This is a genomic window from Pseudoalteromonas sp. Ps84H-4 (assembly GCF_024124645.1).
Classification (GTDB): Bacteria; Pseudomonadota; Gammaproteobacteria; order Enterobacterales; family Alteromonadaceae; genus Pseudoalteromonas; species Pseudoalteromonas lipolytica_C.
Genome location: NZ_JAMXSK010000022.1, coordinates 49,143 through 67,306 on the forward strand (window position 1 = coordinate 49,143; position 18,164 = coordinate 67,306).

The following is an 18,164-nucleotide window of genomic DNA, read 5'->3' on the forward strand; positions in this document are numbered from 1 at the left end:
GAGTAAAACAATGCAATTATCAATAAATCAACAACGCGTCATTGGCTGTTTGCTCGAAAAACAAAGTACAACACCTGAACATTATCCATTATCTTTAAATTCACTTACCAACGCTTGCAACCAAAAATCTAATCGAGATCCAGTACTGTCGTTATCTGAATCACAAGTACAAGATACCCTTGATGAACTCATTGCGCAGCGATTAGTAACCTTAGATGAAGGCCTTTCTGGGCGGGTTAATAAGTACGCGCACCGCTTTTGCAATACCGAGTTTGGCAGCTTGCAATTTACCGAACAACAGCGTGCTATTATCTGTTTGCTACTATTACGCGGACCACAAACCCCCGGCGAACTTAGAACCCGAAGTAACCGCCTTGCTGAGTTTAGTAATGTTAATGAAGTGGAAGCAGCTTTAGCTGCATTAATCGAGAAAGAATATGTCACTCGCTTAGCCCGTGAGCCAGGAAAACGAGAAAGTCGTTATATGCACTTATTCGTAGATCCAGATAGTATCGAAGAGATGCTGAGTGAGCCTGAAGCAATTAACAGTAGCGAAGTTCAACAATTAAGAGCTGAAATAGACGAACTTAAGCAACAAATTAACGAAATAAAAGCGCATTTAGGTCTTTAATAATAACCTGACCCGTAACATAATGTAGTTACCCCATTCGTCTTGGGGCTTCCACGCTGACAACCAAAAGTAAAAAAGGAGCTCTACCATGCGTGCCGACATTCTGGCAGAAATGAAAGTCCAACCCACTATTGATGTAAAAGCGGAAATCACTCGTCGCGTCAACTTTCTAAAAAGCCGTCTCATTGCTGCGCACTCACGCTCGCTTGTATTAGGGATCAGTGGCGGTGTTGATTCATCAACCTGTGGTCGTTTATGTCAATTAGCTGTAGATGAATTAAACCAAGAACATAACACCAACGATTATCAGTTCATTGCTGTACGTTTACCTTACGGTGTACAAGCAGATGAAGACGAAGCACAACTCGCGGTTGACTTTATCAAGCCATCAAAGCGCATGACGGTTAATATCAAAGCAGCTGTAGATGGTATGCATGAACAAGCCATGGCCGCGGTAGTCGGTGCAAGTGCTGAGCTTCCTGAACAAGCTAAAATAGATTTCATTAAGGGTAATGTTAAAGCACGCCAGCGCATGGTCGCACAATATGAAATTGCAGGCTTCTGCCAAGGATTAGTTGTTGGCACCGACCATAGCGCTGAAAATATTACCGGCTTTTACACAAAATTTGGTGATGGAGCATGTGATCTTGCTCCTCTATTTGGTTTATCTAAGCGCCAAGTTCGTGCTCTTGCAGAGCATCTAGGCGCACCAGCAGTGCTAGTGCATAAAGCTCCTACCGCTGATTTAGAATGTGACCGCCCAGGCTTAACCGATGAAGAAGCGCTCGGCCTAACTTATGATCAAATTGACGATTTCTTAGAAGGCAAAGAAGTCTCAGCAGAAGTTGAAGAGAAGCTAACTGCGATTTATCTTCGCACTCAACATAAACGTCAAGCTATTCCAACCGTTTACGACGCGCTGTAAGCAACAATATTATTTGCTGCATTATTTTCTAGCTGTAGGCAATTAACACTGTTTAATTGCCTACAGCTAACTCTTCCCTGATACCTAAAACTTCCTTTAGTCCAGCATTGAAAGCTGCGAGATAATGATTTTTGGGTTTGCTTAAGACATGCTTTTCTTATCAAAACCAAGCTAACTGCAATAACTCCATTACTAAAAATGATCTGGGTTATCTTCATTTGCGTAGAAAGTTTAGCAACATCATTGCAGTAAAGATGAAATAGTTCTGTAATTTGGTTTATAGTTGATAGTGTTAAACACATTACTCATTACATTAAAAATCTAAGGTTTTATATTAGTTTATGTCATCGCCCATATTAATTACTGGCGCAGGCCAACGAATTGGACTCGCTTTGGCCGAGCACTTTTTAGCGCAAGGGCAAGAAATCATTGTTACCTACCGTACGCGTCATCAAGCCATTGATGTACTAGCTGGACAAGGGGCTACATGTATTCATGCTGACTTTAATAGTGATGAAGCGATAGCCAACTTCATAGAACAATTAAAATCGCATACCAATCAACTTCAAGCCATTATTCATAATGCTTCTAGTTGGGACTGCGAAGCAAGTAACCATGATTATGCAGCGCTTTTCGATAATATGATGCGAATTCATGCAAAAGCGCCCTACCTAATAAATTTAGCAGTGAGCGATTTACTGCTACACCATTACGAAAATACAGGACACCCTGCCGATATTATTCATCTCACCGATTATGTCGTTGAAAAAGGTAGTCCAAAACACCTTGCTTATGCTGCAAGCAAAGCTGCACTTGATAACTTAACAAAATCATTCGCGGCTAAGTTTGCCCCTGCAATCAAGGTCAATGCAATTGCGCCGTCATTAATCATTTTCAACGAAGATGATAGCGACGAATACAAAGCAAAAACATTACAAAAATCACTGATGGGCATTGAGCCTGGTTGCGCTGAAATTATTCACAGCGTAGAGCTATTACTACACAGCCATTACATTACCGGGCGTTCGATGCCTGTCGATGGTGGCAGACATTTAAAATAACGAATTACTGAGAATCCTATGCACGATGATTTAAAAAAGAGTTACCACGAAATTATTAGCGCCGTGGGTGAAGATCCACAACGAGAAGGGTTACTCGACACGCCTAAGCGCGCCGCTAAAGCAATGGAGTATCTGACAAAAGGTTATCGCCAAACGTTAGGCGAGATCACTAACAATGCGGTATTTACATCAGACGCCGATGACATGGTACTGGTTCAAGATATTGAACTTTACTCTATGTGTGAGCATCATTTGCTGCCATTCGTTGGTCGCTGTCATATTGCCTATATCCCAAATGGCAAAGTTCTTGGTTTATCTAAATTTGCGCGTATTGTTGATATGTACGCACGCCGTTTTCAAATTCAAGAGCAATTAACCCATCAAATCGCTAAAGCGGTTGAAGAAGTAACCGGAGCAAAAGGCGTGGGTGTAATTGTTGAAGCAAAACATATGTGTATGATGATGCGCGGCGTTGAAAAGCAAAACTCAAGCATGCGTACATCGGTCATGCTAGGCAACTTCAGAGCAGATCCAAAAACCCGTAACGAGTTCTTACAACTAGTTAGAGGGTAATGATGGCTAACGCAATTATTAATGTCACTAACCTCAGGCTACGAACCTTCATTGGTTTTAACCCTGAGGAACGCGAGAAAAAGCAAGATGTAGTGATTAATTTAGAAATTCACTACCCTGCTGATCAAGCTTGTGAGACTGACGCAGTCGATAAAGCGCTAAACTACAAGACTATTACTAAAGAAGTGATCAGCCTTGTCGAAGAAGGCCACTTTTTACTGTTAGAAAAATTGGTTGCTGAAATTTTAGCGATTTGCCACCAGCATCAAAGTGTTCACTATGCCAAAGTGCGTGTCGATAAACCTCATGCGCTGCGCTTTGCTGATTCAGTATCACTGACTCTTGATTGGCAAAAAAGTTAGAATAACTTTTCTAGTCCTACCGCAAAGGCAAGCACAGCTAAATAACGTGCGCCTTTGCCTAGGGCGACTAATGCGACGAATACAGAAAATTTTACCCGAAAAATTCCTCCAACCACAGTAAGTGGATCGCCAATAATGGGCAACCAAGCAAATAGCAAACTGTAAATACCGTATTTATTAAATTGCTGTTCGGCTTTGTCTATCGAGTTTTGTGAAACGGGAAACCATTTACGGTCTTTAAAACGCATCACTTGTGTGCCTAGCCAATAATTAACGCAACTACCTAAGACATTACCTAAGGTCGCACTTAACCACAATAACCAGAGTAAATAGTCGCCACTGGCAATCATGGCGGTCATAACTAACTCAGAGGAGCTCGGTAATAAGGTTGCGGAAATAAACGCGCTGAGGAATAAGGAGAAATAGGCCATATATACCACAAAATAAGCTCAGCAAATGGCTGAGCCCTCATTATATGGCAATCAGTTTATTTTATAAATTCAATCGTCAATGGGTAATTAACTTCTTTTCCATCACTGGCTTTAATTGCCGAGACAATAACCATAATCAGAGAAAACAGTGCAACGATTGGTAATAAAATGACACCAACAACAACAAACACTAGTAAGAAGCTAACAATGTAAGCAATCATCATGGTGAGTTGAAAGTTCAATGACTTGCGGCCATGCTCAGCAACAAGCGGCATTTCTTCCTTTTTCACAAGCCAAATAATAAGCGGACCAATAACCGAGCCAAATGGGAAAAGTAATCCCGCTAATGCACTTAAATGACAAAACATCGCCCAATTACGTTGCTCTTTATCGGCCACAATTATTTCAACTTTTTGATTATCATCCATTTTAAATTCCTTGTTATGGTCTGTTTATGTTTCTACTATAAACCTTTAGGCTACTTTACCATAGATAATTTGCTTAGATTTAAAACAAAAACGTGCACAAAAGACAAACAAAAGGCTTTTGAGAAGATTTTTTTGGTTGTGATAAAAATGTGATAACTTTGTGAAAGTTTTTGGATATTGCTGTTCGATACTGATTTTGAATCATCAAAAACAGGAATCGATCATGAAAGCTTTACCTTTAACTTTGTTTGCTGCATGTGCAGTCACTAGCCTTACAAGCCAAGCTGCTGAGCTTGATATAAAACTAACTAACCTTACGCAAGGCTTACACTTTACTCCTATCTTAATTACTGCTCACACTAACGATAGCCAAATGTTTAACGTAGCTACACCTGCTTCAATGGCTCTTCAAGCGATGGCTGAAGGCGGTAACATAGAACCATTAATGAATGAAGCAGCTGCAGCAAATAACGATATGGTTGCTAATCCAGCCGAAGGCTTATTAGCGCCAACCAGCTCTACAATGGCTTCGCTTACCACCAGTGAAGGTAACAACTACTTGTCGTTAACAGCTATGTTACTGCCTACCAATGATGGCTTTGTTGGTTTAGACAGTTGGATGATCCCATCAGAAGCAGGGACTTACACCCTGTATTTAAACGCTTATGATGCAGGCACCGAAGCAAATGACGAACGAGTTGTCGATGGCTCTGGTGCTATGGGAATGCCTGGCATTCCGGCTGCGCCGGGCGGTAATGCCGGTATGAATGCAAGCGGTGTAACTAGTAGCGAAAGCAATATGATGGTTCATATTCACCCTGGGAACTTAGGTGACGATGATCCTGAAGGTGGAATGAGTGACCTTAATAATACCGTTCACAGATGGCTTAACCCTGTTGCTATGTTAACTATCACAGTGAAATAGGAGGTTATTATGCGCTTTTCAAAAAGCTTACTCATCATTGCACTCGCAGGAAGCCTAACAGCTTGCGGTGGCTCTGATAAAAAGACTGTTGATATGACAGACAGTGTGGATGAGATGACTAACCAAATGGGAGAAATGGCAGAAAGCCATCAATTTACCGTGCAAGTGACTAATCTCACTGCCGCTCAACCTTTCTCACCTGTTGCCGTGATTGCCCATACCGATGGCATGCTATGGCAAATTGGCGAACCAGCTTCTAGTGCTCTTGAATTAATGGCCGAAGGCGGCGACAACAGCGAGCTTTTAGCCAGTGAATACACTTTGCAATCCGCTTCTGCAGAAAGCCCACTACCACCGGGTCAACAGGTTACTATGGTACTAACAACCGGGGAGCTTGATTCATTAAAAATCAGTGTTGCAACTATGTTAGTGAATACAAATGATGCGTTTACCGGTCTTAATGCTATAGACGTGTCTTCGTTAGCGGTTAATGAGTCACTGTCTCGTACTAGTTTTTCCTATGATGCTGGCACTGAAGCCAACTCTGAAGCTGCTGGCACTATTCCTGGTCCGGCTGATTCAGGTGAAGGTTTTAACGAAATGCGAGACGACATTAATCGTGTAGCAATGCACCCGGGAGTTGTAACTCAAGATGATGGTTTAGCAAGCTCAGTGCTTACAAGCCAATACAAGTTTGATAACCCCGTTGCTCAAATAGTCATAACGCGGACGCAATAACAATCGCACTCCTTACGCTAAGGTCATAAGGATGTGCCTTAGCTACTTGGATTAAACGATGCGCCCTGAAAAATTACTCATAGTTGAAGACGATAAAACCATTCGCCAACTCATCACCACCCAGTTGACTAGCTTAAACCTGCACATTGACGAAACAGCAAGTGCTGAGGCAGCGATAAAAAAGCTGGCTAATCAAAGTTATGGGTTGGTGTTGCTAGATATCAATCTACCGCAAATGGATGGCCTTAGCTTATGTCGAAAAATTAAAGAGCACTATCCGCAAACAGCTGTCATCTTATTGACTGCACTAAGTAGCGACATGGATCGGGTAATTGGTTTAGAGATGGGTGCAGATGATTATATTTGCAAACCTTTCTTTGCAAGAGAGTTACAGGCAAGGATCAAAACACAACTGCGCCATAGAGCACAATTGCTCATCGCACAATCAACTAATGAACAAGCGCATAATGCAGAATCCATTCAACTTGGGGATCTACATATCGAGTTTTCAAGTCATCAGGCTTTTTTAGCTAATCAAGCAATCAATCTTACTGCCACCGAATTTGATTTGCTGGTGTATTTTGCTAAACACCCAAATCATGTATTTAGTCGCCAGCAATTACTTGATCACGTTTGGGGGTATCAACACTGTGGCTATGAACATACAGTCAATTCACATATAAATCGTCTGCGTAGTAAGTTTGAGCAGTATCACGCTAGCAACTTTATTGAAACGGTATGGGGGGTTGGCTACAAACTAAACCCATCGCAACTGAGCACACACTAATGAAAACAATGACACTCTATCAAAAGCTCGCATGGTCGCTTGTACTTATTTTTAGCCTACTATGTGCCCTAGTATTTAGTTGGAGCAAGCATCTTGAGCAAACTTCGCAGCACCATGCACAGCAAAACTTACACTTACAGCTGGCTGAGCATCTCGTTCATGACAATCCCTTAATAAAACAAGGTGTGTATGATTATGAAGCCTTAGAGAATTTATTTCATACCCTGATGATATTAGGCCCCAACTTTGAATTTTATTTTGTAGACCCTCGCGGAGAATTACTTACATACTCTGCAAAACCGGGCCAAGTTATTAAAAAACAGATCAACCTTACTCCCATTAAAAAGCTCATTAACGACCCCACTGCCACACCTATTTATGGTGACGATCCACGTAGCCATGACGCAAAAAAGATTTTCTCTGCCGCCCCGGTGTTTAATCAACAACAACTGCAAGGCTATTTATACGTTATTATTGGTGGTCAAGCATTTGATACAACCTTAAACAATATCAAAGAAAATGATGCACTGTGGCTAGGTGCGGCTTGGTTTATAACAGCTATGCTCGCGCTTTTTATAGCCATGCTAATATTATTTAGGTTCTTTACATTACCGCTAAAACAACTCAACAAAGAAATTTGTCAGATTGAAGCGGCCAATTACAGCCTAACAAAGATGTCGCTCAGACCAAGTTACACGGGTAACAATGAAATTGGTAATTTAAGCAAAGGCGTACATGCAATGTTGTCGCGCATCGATGAGCAATTTCAATCCCTACAGCATGCAGATAAGCAGCGTCGCGAATTACTAACCCACCTCTCTCATGACTTAAGAACACCGCTGTCGTCATTACATGGTTTTATCGAAGTAATTAATAAGCCTAACAGCCATTTAAGTGAGCAAGAGCAGCAACATTATCTAAATTTAGCGATGGATAATTGCCAACAGTTAAAACAACTCATTGAGCAAATATTTGAATTAGCTAACTTAGAGTGCGGGCAAGTAAAAATAAATGCCGAAACATTTAATTTGGGCGAGTTAATTTATGACTGTGTGGCAAAACTGGAATTAACCGCTCGCTCTGCCGGCATTAAACTTAAGGTTATCCCTGAGATATGCGATTTCACAGTAACTGCTGACATTGCCAAGTTAGAACGAGTGCTAACGAACTTAATCGAAAATGCTATTCGCCATACCCCAGATGGCGGAGTGATTTCAGTTAGCGTTTCTGAGCAAGCTAACGAACTATTTGTAGCGGTATCAGACACTGGTGTTGGCATTCATGCCGACGAGCTCACTGCGATTTTTGAACCACATTATCAGGCTCGCAATAGTATAAAACGCGGCTCTACCGGATTAGGGTTAGCTATATGTAAACAACTACTTATGCTAATGAATAGTAAAATCGAAGTACAAAGTACTGTTGGAAAAGGCAGTGAATTTCGCTTTAATTTAACCATGCAGGCATCCGCTTAATCACGGATGCCTGATGGGTGATTATTTTTCTATACCCGCTAAATCTAACATAAAGGCATAATATAACGCGGTATCTTGCAAGCTTTTAAAGCGCCCAGATGCACCACCATGCCCTGCTTCCATGTCGGTTTTGAACAGTAATAGGTTATCATCAGTTTTATATTCACGTAGCTTAGCCACCCACTTTGCCGGTTCAAAATATTGCACCTGTGAATCATGCAATCCGGTAGTGACTAACATGTTTGGATATGCCTGCTTTTTAACTTGGTCGTATGGTGAATATGACAACATATAATCGTAATAGACTTTATCGTTCGGATTACCCCACTCGTCATACTCATTCGTTGTTAATGGTAAGCTGGCATCAAGCATGGTCGTCACTACATCGACAAAAGGCACTGCTGCAATAACGCCTTTATAAAGCTCAGGTGCTTGATTGACAACAGCCCCCATTAGCAAGCCACCAGCACTGCCACCCATGGCAAAAATATTATCTTTATCACCATATTTTTGAGCAGCTAAAGACTTAGTCACATCAACAAAGTCATTAAAGGTGTTTTGTTTATGCAGCAACTTGCCATCTTCATACCAAGGACGGCCTAACATTTGCGAGCCACGGATATGCGCAATTGCAAATACAAAACCGCGATCAAGAAGGCTTAAACGCGAGCTTGAAAAGCTCGGATCCATGGTTGCACCGTACGACCCATAGCCATATTGCATAAGTGGATTAGAGCCATCTTTTTTAAACTTGTCTTTACGATAAACAAGGCTAACGGGTACATCAACACCATCTCGGGTCGTTACGTAAACACGCTCAGAGGCATAGTTTTCTGGGTTAAAGTCACCTAACACTTTGCGCTGCTTAAGTAGCGTTTTTTCACCATTTTCAAGGTTGATATCGTAGCTGCTACCTGGGGTCGTCATGCTTGAATAGTAAACACGTAAGTTAGGGTTATCTAACTCACTATTACCATAGCTAAAAACCATGTAAGTTAGGTCATTAAACGCAACAACTTGCTCTTGTTGGTTACGAAGGTCGCGAATAGTGATACGGGTTTGACCCTTTTCACGCTCTTCGTAAACCAAATGATTATTGAATAACTCAATATCTTCAAGTTTCACATCATCACGACCAACAATAAGCGTTTGCCAATTTGCTTTATCATGCGCTTTATCGCGGTGAACTTTCATCAGTTGGAAGTTAACTGCATTTAAATTGGTAACAATATAATACCAATCACCCAATTTTTTGATGTCGTATTCAAGCCCTGCTTCGCGTTCAATAAAACGTTTTGGCATTGCTTTTACATCATTGGCATCAATAACCGAGACGCCCGACGCACTGGTACTGCCATGACTAATATAGATTTCTTGTTGATCTTTGCTTTTCGAAATACCTGTGTAGTAACTGGTATTTTTTTCTTCATACACTAGCTCATCGTCGGCTTGAGATGTTCCTAGTGTATGGCGATAAACTTGGTAGCCTAACAGTGTCTGTAGGTCTTTTTTAATGTAGTAAAAGGTTTTGTTGTCATTCGCCCAAACAACTTCACCTTCAGTGCCTTCAAGGCTCTCTGACAACATTTTACCTGTGCTTAAATCTTTTACTTTAATTGTATAAATACGACGACTCACCGTATCTTCACCGTAAGCAAGCAAATTGCCATTTGGGCTCACTGCCAAACCTGTTACAGCAAAATAATCATGATCTTTAGCGAGGTCATTTACGTTCAAGATAACCTGCTTATTCTCACCCTGGCTATCTTTGCTGCGCACATAAACCGGGTATTCGTCATCACCGCGCGTTTGTGAAAAATAGTAATAATCACCTTTTTTGGTTGGCACTGTATCGTCATCTTTCTCAATACGTCCTTTAAGCTCTTCGAACAAGGTGTTTTGCAATGGCAGAGTGTGTGCGAGCATACTTTCTACATACTCATTTTCAGCATTTAAGTGGGCAATGACGGCTTCATCTTTACGCTCATCATCTCGCATCCAATAATAGTTATCGATACGAGTATCACCATGGATGGTCATTTCATAGGGTATTTTTTTGGCGACGGGAGCAGATATCTGAACTTGCTCTGTAATAATTGCTTGTTCTTTATTATCTGGAACTTTATTACACGCTGATAGAACAGCTAAAGAGAGTGCCGCAAGGCAAAGTGAATGGCCAACTTTCATAGGGATCCTAATTAATTTTTATTATTAAGTCCCTAATATAAGTAATTAACCGTGAATTTATAAGTAGCCTTTGTGAAGCAATGTAAAAAGGGAGCCGAAGCTCCCTTTATTAGTTACTTATCAAGCAATTACTTTTGCTTACGACGACGCATAAATGCGAACGGCGCAGCAAGTAATGTTAACCATGCTAGCGAACCTGACGATTTTTTCTTCTTAGGTTCTTCAGCTACAACGTCTTCGCTTGGGTCTTGAGTTACTGCAATAGTAATCGTCACCGCTTCAGACATATTGCCTGCAGAGTCAACTGCTGTCACTGATACTTCGATAGAGGTTGTTTGCTCATAATCGATTGCACCCGCAACCATTAACTCACCTGTATCGCTGATGCTGATGCTATCACTGCCTGTCACTTCATAAGTAGCGATAGGAGTCAGATCTGCATCTGGGTCAGTCGCAGTCACAGTGCCAATTACAGTACCTTCTGCTGCGTTTTCTTGAACCGTGAACTCACCAAGATCAGCATCGATTACTGGGTTAACTTCTTCTGGCTCGTCAGCAACGTTCATAACTTCAACAGTCACCATCGCAGGTTCAGAGATATTGCCTGCAGAATCTGCAGCAACAACTTCAAGCTCAATAGACGTAAGGCCTGCATCGTAATCTAGCATCTCTGCATTCATTACCACAACTTCTCCAGCCGCGTTTACAGAAACCGCTGTAGAAGAAGAGCTCAGTACGATGTACTCAGAAATTGGATTTGCAAGTTCAGCACCGTAAGTCGCTTCAAGCATACCGATAACAGTACCTTCTGCGCTATTTTCATCAACGCTGAACGAAGCATCGGCAAGCTCAGGCGCTGTATTAGCATCTGCACTCGGTGTTGCTGCGTATGCTTTAGAACCAGAATCAGATAGGATCATGAAGTCTGCACCAGCATTCAATAATGTTGCTGAAGCGCCTGGTTCAATTGAACTTACAGCCTCACCAGATTCATCAACAAGCGCTGCATAGACATCATTTGATGCATCAGTGAATGTATATGTGCCCATTGCAACATCGCCTTCGCCTGATGCAATTGGAGTCCAAGTTTCTTCTTCTGTACGGAAACGTACATTTGCAGTTGCTTTACCAATATCATCAGCCGTTAGACCAAATGCACCTAAACAACTTTGCATCGTTAGATGGTTATTACCAATAATTTGGTAAATGTTATTAAGATTACCTGAAGAGCTACCGTAGCCATGAGTGAAGGTAATAGCAGTGCCTGGCTCAACATCGTAGAACCATTCTAACTTGCCATTTTGTACTGTAACGTCGTACGTGCCATCCTGATCAAGGTCGAAGTCGGCCATGAAGCCACCCACATAAGAGTGAGTGATACCATCATTTAGTACCATAGTTGTTAATGTTACATAACCGCTATCACAGACCTCTGCTGGTACTGCAAATGTTTCAATCGATGCGCCAACTAAGTCTAAACGTTGATCTTCATCGACTTCATCAGTCGCTACCGTTGGTGCAAACACAGGCTCTAAAGCAACAGCGCCAGTATTTGTCAGTTGGTGAGCAACACCATCATCAGTCATGACTGGCATAAAGCTCATTGCTGCATTCGCTTTTGGCAATACGTGGTAAACAAGGTGGAATGCTTTCTCGTCACCATCTGAGAATATTAACGCACCGTCTAACTCAAGGTTCGTTAAATCCGTCGTTGAGTCTTGAGAACCAATGTTGTCATCAGTCAAAGTCCACTCAGGTAATGTTGTCGGGTCGATTGTCGCAGTGACATCAAATGACAGCATTTGACCAGCTGGAACTGTGATTGTTTCTGGGTAATCAAGTGAGAATGAACCACGTTCTATATCGTCTTGATAACGCTGTTCAAGTGAAAGCGTATAAACCTTTGCTTCATTTGAGAAGTTTTTAACGTGAACAGTTTTAGTTAGTTCTACTGTTTCTGATGCATTTACTAAACCAAACGAAAGCGCAGCTTGTTTAGTATCTGCAGCCCACGCAGCAACTGGTAAGTTAGCCGCTTTATTTACGTCAACTAAACCTGCCCCGATATAACTAATTGGCGCAAGCTCAGCATCAGGGTTAATCGCTAATGGCTCCATTGTGACATTGAGGTTAGCGGTATTCATTAGCGTAGCTTTTAACTCAAGTGCATTACGTTCAGGCAGTGCTTCTTTTAATAAGCTCACCGCACCAGCCGTGATTGGACCTGAGAATGAAGTACCTGTTGCGCCAGTAAGACCATCACCTAAACCTGGGTGAGCAGTCATGATGTTTACACCTGGTGCTGTAATTTCAGGTTTTAACAGACCACCCATTGAAGGACCACGCGATGTGAAATCAGCAATAGCGCCAGAAAGAACTAAACGTTCAACTGTTAGGTTAAATGTACCGCCTGCTTTAAGTGCTGTACCTGCGGCAAATGTTACGCCGACAGAAGGGATAGTTACACTTGGATCAGAACCACCCATAGGAGCTGGCGTACCATCATCGTTATTGTTTGCAATAATAACAAACTCTGCACCTTTAGCTTGTGCTGCTAATACTTTAACTGTAAATGCACATGCACCACGGTCTATGATAACTCCTTTACCAGTAAAATCTACGTCATCAGCAAACGCTTCACATGCTGTTTGGTTCGCATCTGGGTAAACAAGTTCAATATCGTCATTTGAGAAACTAAACGCAGTTTGAGGACCAAAACTTGCTGGCTGCACAATTGCTTCTTCGCCATTAACTGTACCACTACCAATTGACTCAGCACCTGTAGGGTGAGTCATTGCCCCAACAGAAAGAGCATGCTCAGTGGTACTTGGGCCACCAACGATAAATGGATATGCGCCATCATTACCTGCAGAGATAACCACGTTGGTACCTAGTTTAACTGCTTGGTTGATGAATAAGCCTACAGCATCATTTGCAATATCACCGTAATCACCACCTAAAGACATGTTGATTACGTCAACACGGTCACTGATATCACCATTACCATCTGGGTCCATTGCACTTTCAAGCGCTAATAATTGCGCAAGACCAGGACAACCACTATTACATACAGAGTAAACGAATAAATCTACGTTTGGTGCGATACCGTTAACCGAGTGAGAAACGTGTGTACCATGATTTGTATCTACATCAATTGGATCACTATCATTATTGATGTAGTCATAACCGCCTAAAACTTTACCTTGTGGCCAATCAACTGATGCAGGATCAGCAATCGCAGCAGCATATGCTTCATCAGTACCTTCACCACCGAATGCTTTGTGTGTGTAGTCGATACCTGTATCAAGTACCGCAACGCGAACACCTTCACCTGTTGCTAAACCATTCGCGACAAGAGGTGTTGCCTCAATATAATCGGCACTGTCTGCAACATGCAATTCATAATCATAAACAGGGTAGATACCCTCAACTTGCGCGTTAGAGAGAAGCCTTGCAACGTCCTGCTTATTACCATTGACTACGATTGAGCTGACAAGTGTTGATGTTTTCGCAACAACTTGCAGCGGTAAATCCATGCTGCTAATCGCTTGCTCTACACTTACTTGTGCCGCTTGTGCTTGTGACTGAATACTCGCAATATCTGCACCACGTGATGTTGCATTTACTGTTGCTGGTGCATTTAACTTAACTAACCAACTTGTTGCTTCGCTGCGAACTTTTTGCTCTTTTTTAGTAACAGCACTTGATTTAATTAACTTTTTGCCTGCTAGATTGTATTTTGAAAAGTCATTGGCTTGTGCACTAGCGCACATTGCACTTGTTACAGCCAAAGCAACTGCTGTTCTTTTTATTAGATTTTTAGACATGGGTTCCCCTGGGATATGTTATTTTATCGTCCTAAATAGTGATTGAAACAAAGTTTCATCACCAATATAAAGCGTAAACACACTCAAGAACAACATTTCAGTTACATTATAGTTACAGTAAATTTATTAGATGCGAGAAAAAAACTGGCAAGACTCTGTTTTAAAAGCGTTTAATAAAAAAGCATGGGTTGTAAATATTTGTAAATGAATCAAATGCAAAAAGGTAAACATAATGAACTCAGAGGTCATTAATATTCTTACTATGGCTAAGGTGATTCAAACAGCCGTAGCCCCGGTATTCTTAATTACGGGTATTGCTGCCACATTAGGTGTGTTATCTAACCGTCTAGCCCGCATTACCGACCGTGCAAGGCAGCTTGAGCGTAAGTTAAAGGTCAGTACTGATGAAGACTTTAATAAGTCTCTAACGACTGAATTAAGAGCGTTATTAAAGCGCTCGCGCTGTATCCATATTGCATTTAGTGCAAGTGTGCTTAGTGCTTTATTAGTGTGCGCTGTGGTTATGTGTTTATTTCTATCACATATCCAATCTATTAACCTAAGCGTGACAATTGCCAGTTGCTTTGTGGCCGCTATGGCCCTGTTGATCTGTGGTTTTTTATCTTTACTAGGCGAGGTTTTCTTAGCAACCAGAAGTATGCGCCGCGGGATGATATTCGCCGATATTGATATAAATGATTAATTAAGGTTAAGCGCAATACACTTGAATATTATATTGAGCTAAGATACAACTCAGTTAGTTTACTTTTATGACATCTTAAGGGGCAAAAGGAATGAAATTAAAACAATTAGTATTAGGTGCAATGCTATCTACAATGGCACTAGGCGCATCAGCAAATTCTGTATTTGAAGAACCAAGTGATGCAATCGAGTATCGTCAGGCAGCATTTTCAATGATCCGCGTACAAATTGGTGACATGGGCGATATGCTAAAAGGAAAAGTACCTTTTGATGCTGAACGCTTTCAAAAGCGTGCCAACAATGCAGCTGCACTATCAAAAATGCCTTGGGAAGCTTTTGTAGCGGGTTCTGATAAAGGCGATACATCTGCACTTGCTGCTGTATGGAGCGATAACGAAACCTTTATGAAAAAAGCAGTTGCTTTCCAACAATATGCTGATGAACTAGCAGTTGCAGCACAGAGTGGCGATGAAAAAGTAATTGGTAAAGCATTTGGCGCATGGGCTAAAGGCTGTAAAGATTGCCATAAGTCTTTCAAAGACTAGTCTAGTAATTATGTAAACTAAAAAGGCGCTGATAAGCGCCTTTTTAGTATCTTGAGAAGTCTACCCAAGCAAATAACTGAGCGGCTCTGCACCCCAAGTTGTAAATAGCACCACTAAGCACACAGCAAAAATAATAAAAGCGAGCATAGGTGATTTGGTGACAGGCTCAGTGACTGAAACCTGGTCGCTACTGCCCGTCAGCATAGGTTTGACTAAATTCTTTCCCTTAATGCGGTAAATCACAATTGCCAATACATGCAACACAATGGCATACAACAAAATATCAAAGTTCAAATGATGCAACCAACCCGCAAATTCTACGGTATCTGATGATACATGTGCGACTAGCGGGCCGTCTGTTAAGATATCGTCGCTGGTCATAAGTCCCGAGGTTAACTGCACAAGTATTAAAACAAAAAATGCAATCACCATATAACTGCCCGCCGCACCATGACCTGCCTTATGCTCATTGCTTGTAAATGACTTAATTGCAGCAACAGGTGAGTGAATAAGTGCAGAGAGCTTTGCTGTTTTGCTACCAATAAGCCCCCAAACAAGACGTGTAATAATCAGCGCCAAGGTGAAGTAGCCTGCTGCAAAATGCAGCTCTAACATACCCTCTTCAGCACTAAAATAGAGTGTTGCGATGGCTGCAACTAACAACCAATGGAAGCTTCTTATAAAGCCATCCCATACTTTAACTTTCGACATTGTAATTTTCCCTTTAAAAGACGCAAATGATGAATTTCAGCAACGGGTTCGGCTATACATTATTACAAACTTCAGTTATTTTGACACACCTCTATTTCAGCTGTTTTGATCTGAGCCACAACAACAAACATGAGCGATAAAATGCATAAATCAACAATAAGAGCATTACTAAAAGGGTTTTTCGACATGCTCCCCTTGTGCCTTGCAGTGTTACCTTGGGGCATTTTATGTGGCTCGTTAGCCGTCCAAAATGGCTTTAGTGCTTTAGAAACACAAGCGATGTCATTGTTGGTATTTGCAGGCTCTGCGCAGCTAGTCGCAATTGAATTAATGGCCGGCAATACCCCTTTGCTTACTATATTGTTTACCACACTCATTATTAGCTCGCGGCACTTTCTATATGGTTTAGCTATTCGCCACAAAGTCATTGATCAACCTTTTCGTTGGCGCCTTCCTGTTAGCTTTGTACTCACAGATGAGTTATTTGCGTTTTCGCACCATCGCAAAGCCTACCGAACAAAAGTGCGCCTTATTTACGCGCTCAGTGCAGGGTTTAGTTTTTACATTGCGTGGAATATATGGACTTTGCTTGGCATAGTCGCGGGTAGCTTACTGCCTGACTTAACAGACCTTGGGCTTGATTTTGCCATTGCTGCCACATTTATTGCCTTAGTTATTCCAGGTGTAAAGAACCTTGCTACGTTGGCTACTGTGCTCACCGCAGGCGTTGTCGCTACGCTTTTAAAAAGCCAAGGCTTTCAGCTATGGTTAGTGACTGCAGCGCTAATAGCCATGACAGTAGGTTATTTAATTAGTCGCTGGCAAGCAAAAGAGGAGCATACACTATGATGACCACCATTTTATTGATGGCGTGTATTACCTTTTTCACACGTTACTTATTTTTACACCGCGCATTACCGTTTAAAGTCGGCCCGAAAATGCAGCAATTTTTAAGTTTTAGCGCCCCTGCGGTACTTACCGCAATTTGGGTACCCATCGTCTTTATAAATGAGGGAGAGATTAACTTAGATTGGCAAAACCCTTATTTAAGTGCGGCTGTATTAGCCATTATTGTCGCATATAAAACACATAACATTTATTACACCACGCTAGCAGGCATGGGGCTATTTATCATTTTAAGTTAATCTTTTTTGTCGCTAAATTTGTACTTTGGCCTTTCAGAGCAACATACTTTGAGTTTAAAAAACTGACATCAACTCTAACACTGCTCACAGTTGGCTATAAGGTATAAAGTGTGATTAAAATTTATACTTTTATACCTCTCTAAAGCGGGTTAGAATTAATTCAACAATAATAATAAGTGATACCTATGAGTGAATTTTATCAACTGAGTGCCACCAGCCTTCAAGGTCAAACTATTGATTTTAAAGACTTTGAAAATAAAGTCGTTCTAATTGTAAATACGGCGAGTAAATGTGGCTTTACCCCTCAGTATGAAGGCTTGCAAGCACTCCACGAAAAATACCATGATCAAGGTCTCGTCATTATCGGCTTTCCATGTAATCAGTTTGGTAAGCAAGAACCGGGAGATGCTAAAGAAATAAAAGAAGGCTGCCTAATTAACTATGGCGTTAGCTTTTTAATGATGAGCAAGGTCGATGTAAATGGCGAACATGCCCACCCAGTTTTTAGATACCTAAAATCAGAGTTACCTGGGTTTATTACCCGCAAAATAAAATGGAACTTCACCAAGTTTTTAATTGGTAAAGATGGCAAAGCTATTAAACGATTTGCTCCTTTAACAAAACCAGAGCAGATCGAAGCTGCGATTATTGCTGCATTAAACAAATAAAATCACATGCCAATAAGCAATAAAGAGGCAAAATGCCTCTTTA

19 protein-coding genes are annotated in these 18,164 nt (G+C 41.4%); 14 read left to right on the plus strand and 5 right to left on the minus strand.

Annotated elements, in window-relative coordinates; all coding sequences use genetic code 11:
• The first annotated feature begins 10 nt into the window (after positions 1 to 10).
• The 5 genes from NH454_RS17580 to folX all read left to right on the plus strand — a co-directional run bounded on the left by NH454_RS17580 (position 11) and on the right by folX (position 3,552).
• Entirely contained in the window at positions 11 to 631 is a 621-nt protein-coding gene (locus NH454_RS17580) for a DUF480 domain-containing protein (RefSeq protein WP_135923150.1), read from the plus strand.
• Positions 632 to 719: 88 nt separating this feature from the next.
• Positions 720 to 1,556: an ammonia-dependent NAD(+) synthetase gene (gene nadE / locus NH454_RS17585; protein WP_135923149.1), complete on the plus strand. Its 837-nt coding sequence runs from the start codon at positions 720 to 722 to the stop codon at positions 1,554 to 1,556.
• A 341-nt stretch (positions 1,557 to 1,897) separates the two neighbouring features.
• Positions 1,898 to 2,617, plus strand: coding sequence for a dihydromonapterin reductase (folM, locus tag NH454_RS17590; protein ID WP_135923148.1), 720 nt, complete (start codon positions 1,898 to 1,900; stop codon positions 2,615 to 2,617).
• A gap of 18 nt (positions 2,618 to 2,635) precedes the next feature.
• Complete coding sequence (gene folE, locus NH454_RS17595; RefSeq protein ID WP_253039787.1) at positions 2,636 to 3,190, plus strand: GTP cyclohydrolase I FolE; 555 nt, start codon at positions 2,636 to 2,638, stop codon at positions 3,188 to 3,190.
• A gap of 2 nt (positions 3,191 to 3,192) precedes the next feature.
• Positions 3,193 to 3,552: a dihydroneopterin triphosphate 2'-epimerase gene (folX, locus tag NH454_RS17600; RefSeq protein WP_054554637.1), complete on the plus strand. Its 360-nt coding sequence runs from the start codon at positions 3,193 to 3,195 to the stop codon at positions 3,550 to 3,552.
• Here the strand turns inward: folX and NH454_RS17605 are convergent.
• Together NH454_RS17605 and NH454_RS17610 are read right to left on the minus strand one after the other, a co-directional pair.
• Positions 3,549 to 3,983: a YqaA family protein gene (locus NH454_RS17605; protein ID WP_253039788.1), complete on the minus strand. Its 435-nt coding sequence runs from the start codon at positions 3,981 to 3,983 to the stop codon at positions 3,549 to 3,551. The two genes, folX and NH454_RS17605, sit on opposite strands and share 4 nt — an antisense overlap.
• A 56-nt stretch (positions 3,984 to 4,039) precedes the next feature.
• Complete coding sequence (locus tag NH454_RS17610) at positions 4,040 to 4,411, minus strand: DUF4870 domain-containing protein (protein WP_135923145.1); 372 nt, start codon at positions 4,409 to 4,411, stop codon at positions 4,040 to 4,042.
• A gap of 223 nt (positions 4,412 to 4,634) precedes the next feature.
• On the opposite strand from NH454_RS17610, the gene NH454_RS17615 reads away from it, so the two are divergent.
• From NH454_RS17615 to NH454_RS17630, 4 genes are read left to right on the plus strand one after another with little or no spacing between them, the layout of a single operon-like run.
• Complete coding sequence (locus NH454_RS17615; RefSeq protein WP_135923144.1) at positions 4,635 to 5,336, plus strand: spondin domain-containing protein; 702 nt, start codon at positions 4,635 to 4,637, stop codon at positions 5,334 to 5,336.
• 9 nt (positions 5,337 to 5,345) lie between these two features.
• Complete coding sequence (locus NH454_RS17620) at positions 5,346 to 6,074, plus strand: spondin domain-containing protein (RefSeq protein ID WP_253039789.1); 729 nt, start codon at positions 5,346 to 5,348, stop codon at positions 6,072 to 6,074.
• 58 nt (positions 6,075 to 6,132) lie between these two features.
• The gene (locus tag NH454_RS17625) at positions 6,133 to 6,861 is read left to right on the plus strand and encodes a response regulator transcription factor (protein WP_138557886.1); all 729 of its coding nucleotides are present in this window, start codon (positions 6,133 to 6,135) and stop codon (positions 6,859 to 6,861) included.
• Complete coding sequence (locus tag NH454_RS17630; RefSeq protein WP_138557887.1) at positions 6,861 to 8,336, plus strand: HAMP domain-containing sensor histidine kinase; 1,476 nt, start codon at positions 6,861 to 6,863, stop codon at positions 8,334 to 8,336. Before NH454_RS17625 ends, NH454_RS17630 begins: the two co-directional genes overlap by 1 nt.
• Positions 8,337 to 8,357: 21 nt before the next feature.
• Here the strand turns inward: NH454_RS17630 and NH454_RS17635 are convergent, their stop codons facing one another.
• Both NH454_RS17635 and NH454_RS17640 read right to left on the minus strand, forming a co-directional pair.
• A complete protein-coding gene (locus NH454_RS17635; protein WP_253039790.1) occupies positions 8,358 to 10,523 on the minus strand; it encodes a S9 family peptidase in 2,166 nt (721 codons plus the stop codon).
• A 128-nt stretch (positions 10,524 to 10,651) separates the two neighbouring features.
• Entirely contained in the window at positions 10,652 to 14,350 is a 3,699-nt protein-coding gene (locus NH454_RS17640; protein ID WP_253039791.1) for a S8 family serine peptidase, read from the minus strand.
• 232 nt (positions 14,351 to 14,582) lie between these two features.
• Between NH454_RS17640 and NH454_RS17645 the strand changes: the two genes are divergently transcribed.
• Both NH454_RS17645 and NH454_RS17650 read left to right on the plus strand, forming a co-directional pair.
• Entirely contained in the window at positions 14,583 to 15,053 is a 471-nt protein-coding gene (locus NH454_RS17645; protein WP_135923138.1) for a DUF2721 domain-containing protein, read from the plus strand.
• A gap of 91 nt (positions 15,054 to 15,144) precedes the next feature.
• Positions 15,145 to 15,597 (plus strand): cytochrome c, encoded by a 453-nt coding sequence (locus NH454_RS17650; RefSeq protein ID WP_135923137.1) that lies wholly within the window; start codon positions 15,145 to 15,147, stop codon positions 15,595 to 15,597.
• Positions 15,598 to 15,657: 60 nt separating this feature from the next.
• Here the strand turns inward: NH454_RS17650 and NH454_RS17655 are convergent, their stop codons facing one another.
• Complete coding sequence (locus NH454_RS17655; RefSeq protein WP_135923136.1) at positions 15,658 to 16,308, minus strand: cytochrome b/b6 domain-containing protein; 651 nt, start codon at positions 16,306 to 16,308, stop codon at positions 15,658 to 15,660.
• Between the two features lie 141 nt (positions 16,309 to 16,449).
• Between NH454_RS17655 and NH454_RS17660 the strand changes: the two genes are divergently transcribed.
• The 3 genes from NH454_RS17660 to NH454_RS17670 all read left to right on the plus strand — a co-directional run bounded on the left by NH454_RS17660 (position 16,450) and on the right by NH454_RS17670 (position 18,121).
• Positions 16,450 to 17,157, plus strand: coding sequence for an AzlC family ABC transporter permease (locus NH454_RS17660; protein WP_135923135.1), 708 nt, complete (start codon positions 16,450 to 16,452; stop codon positions 17,155 to 17,157).
• On the plus strand, positions 17,154 to 17,453 hold the full coding sequence (locus tag NH454_RS17665) for an AzlD domain-containing protein (protein WP_135923134.1): 300 nt from the start codon (positions 17,154 to 17,156) through the stop codon (positions 17,451 to 17,453). The genes NH454_RS17660 and NH454_RS17665 overlap by 4 nt, the downstream gene beginning before the upstream one ends.
• 185 nt (positions 17,454 to 17,638) lie before the next feature.
• Positions 17,639 to 18,121: a glutathione peroxidase gene (locus NH454_RS17670; RefSeq protein ID WP_235383900.1), complete on the plus strand. Its 483-nt coding sequence runs from the start codon at positions 17,639 to 17,641 to the stop codon at positions 18,119 to 18,121.
• The last annotated feature ends 43 nt before the right edge of the window (positions 18,122 to 18,164 follow it).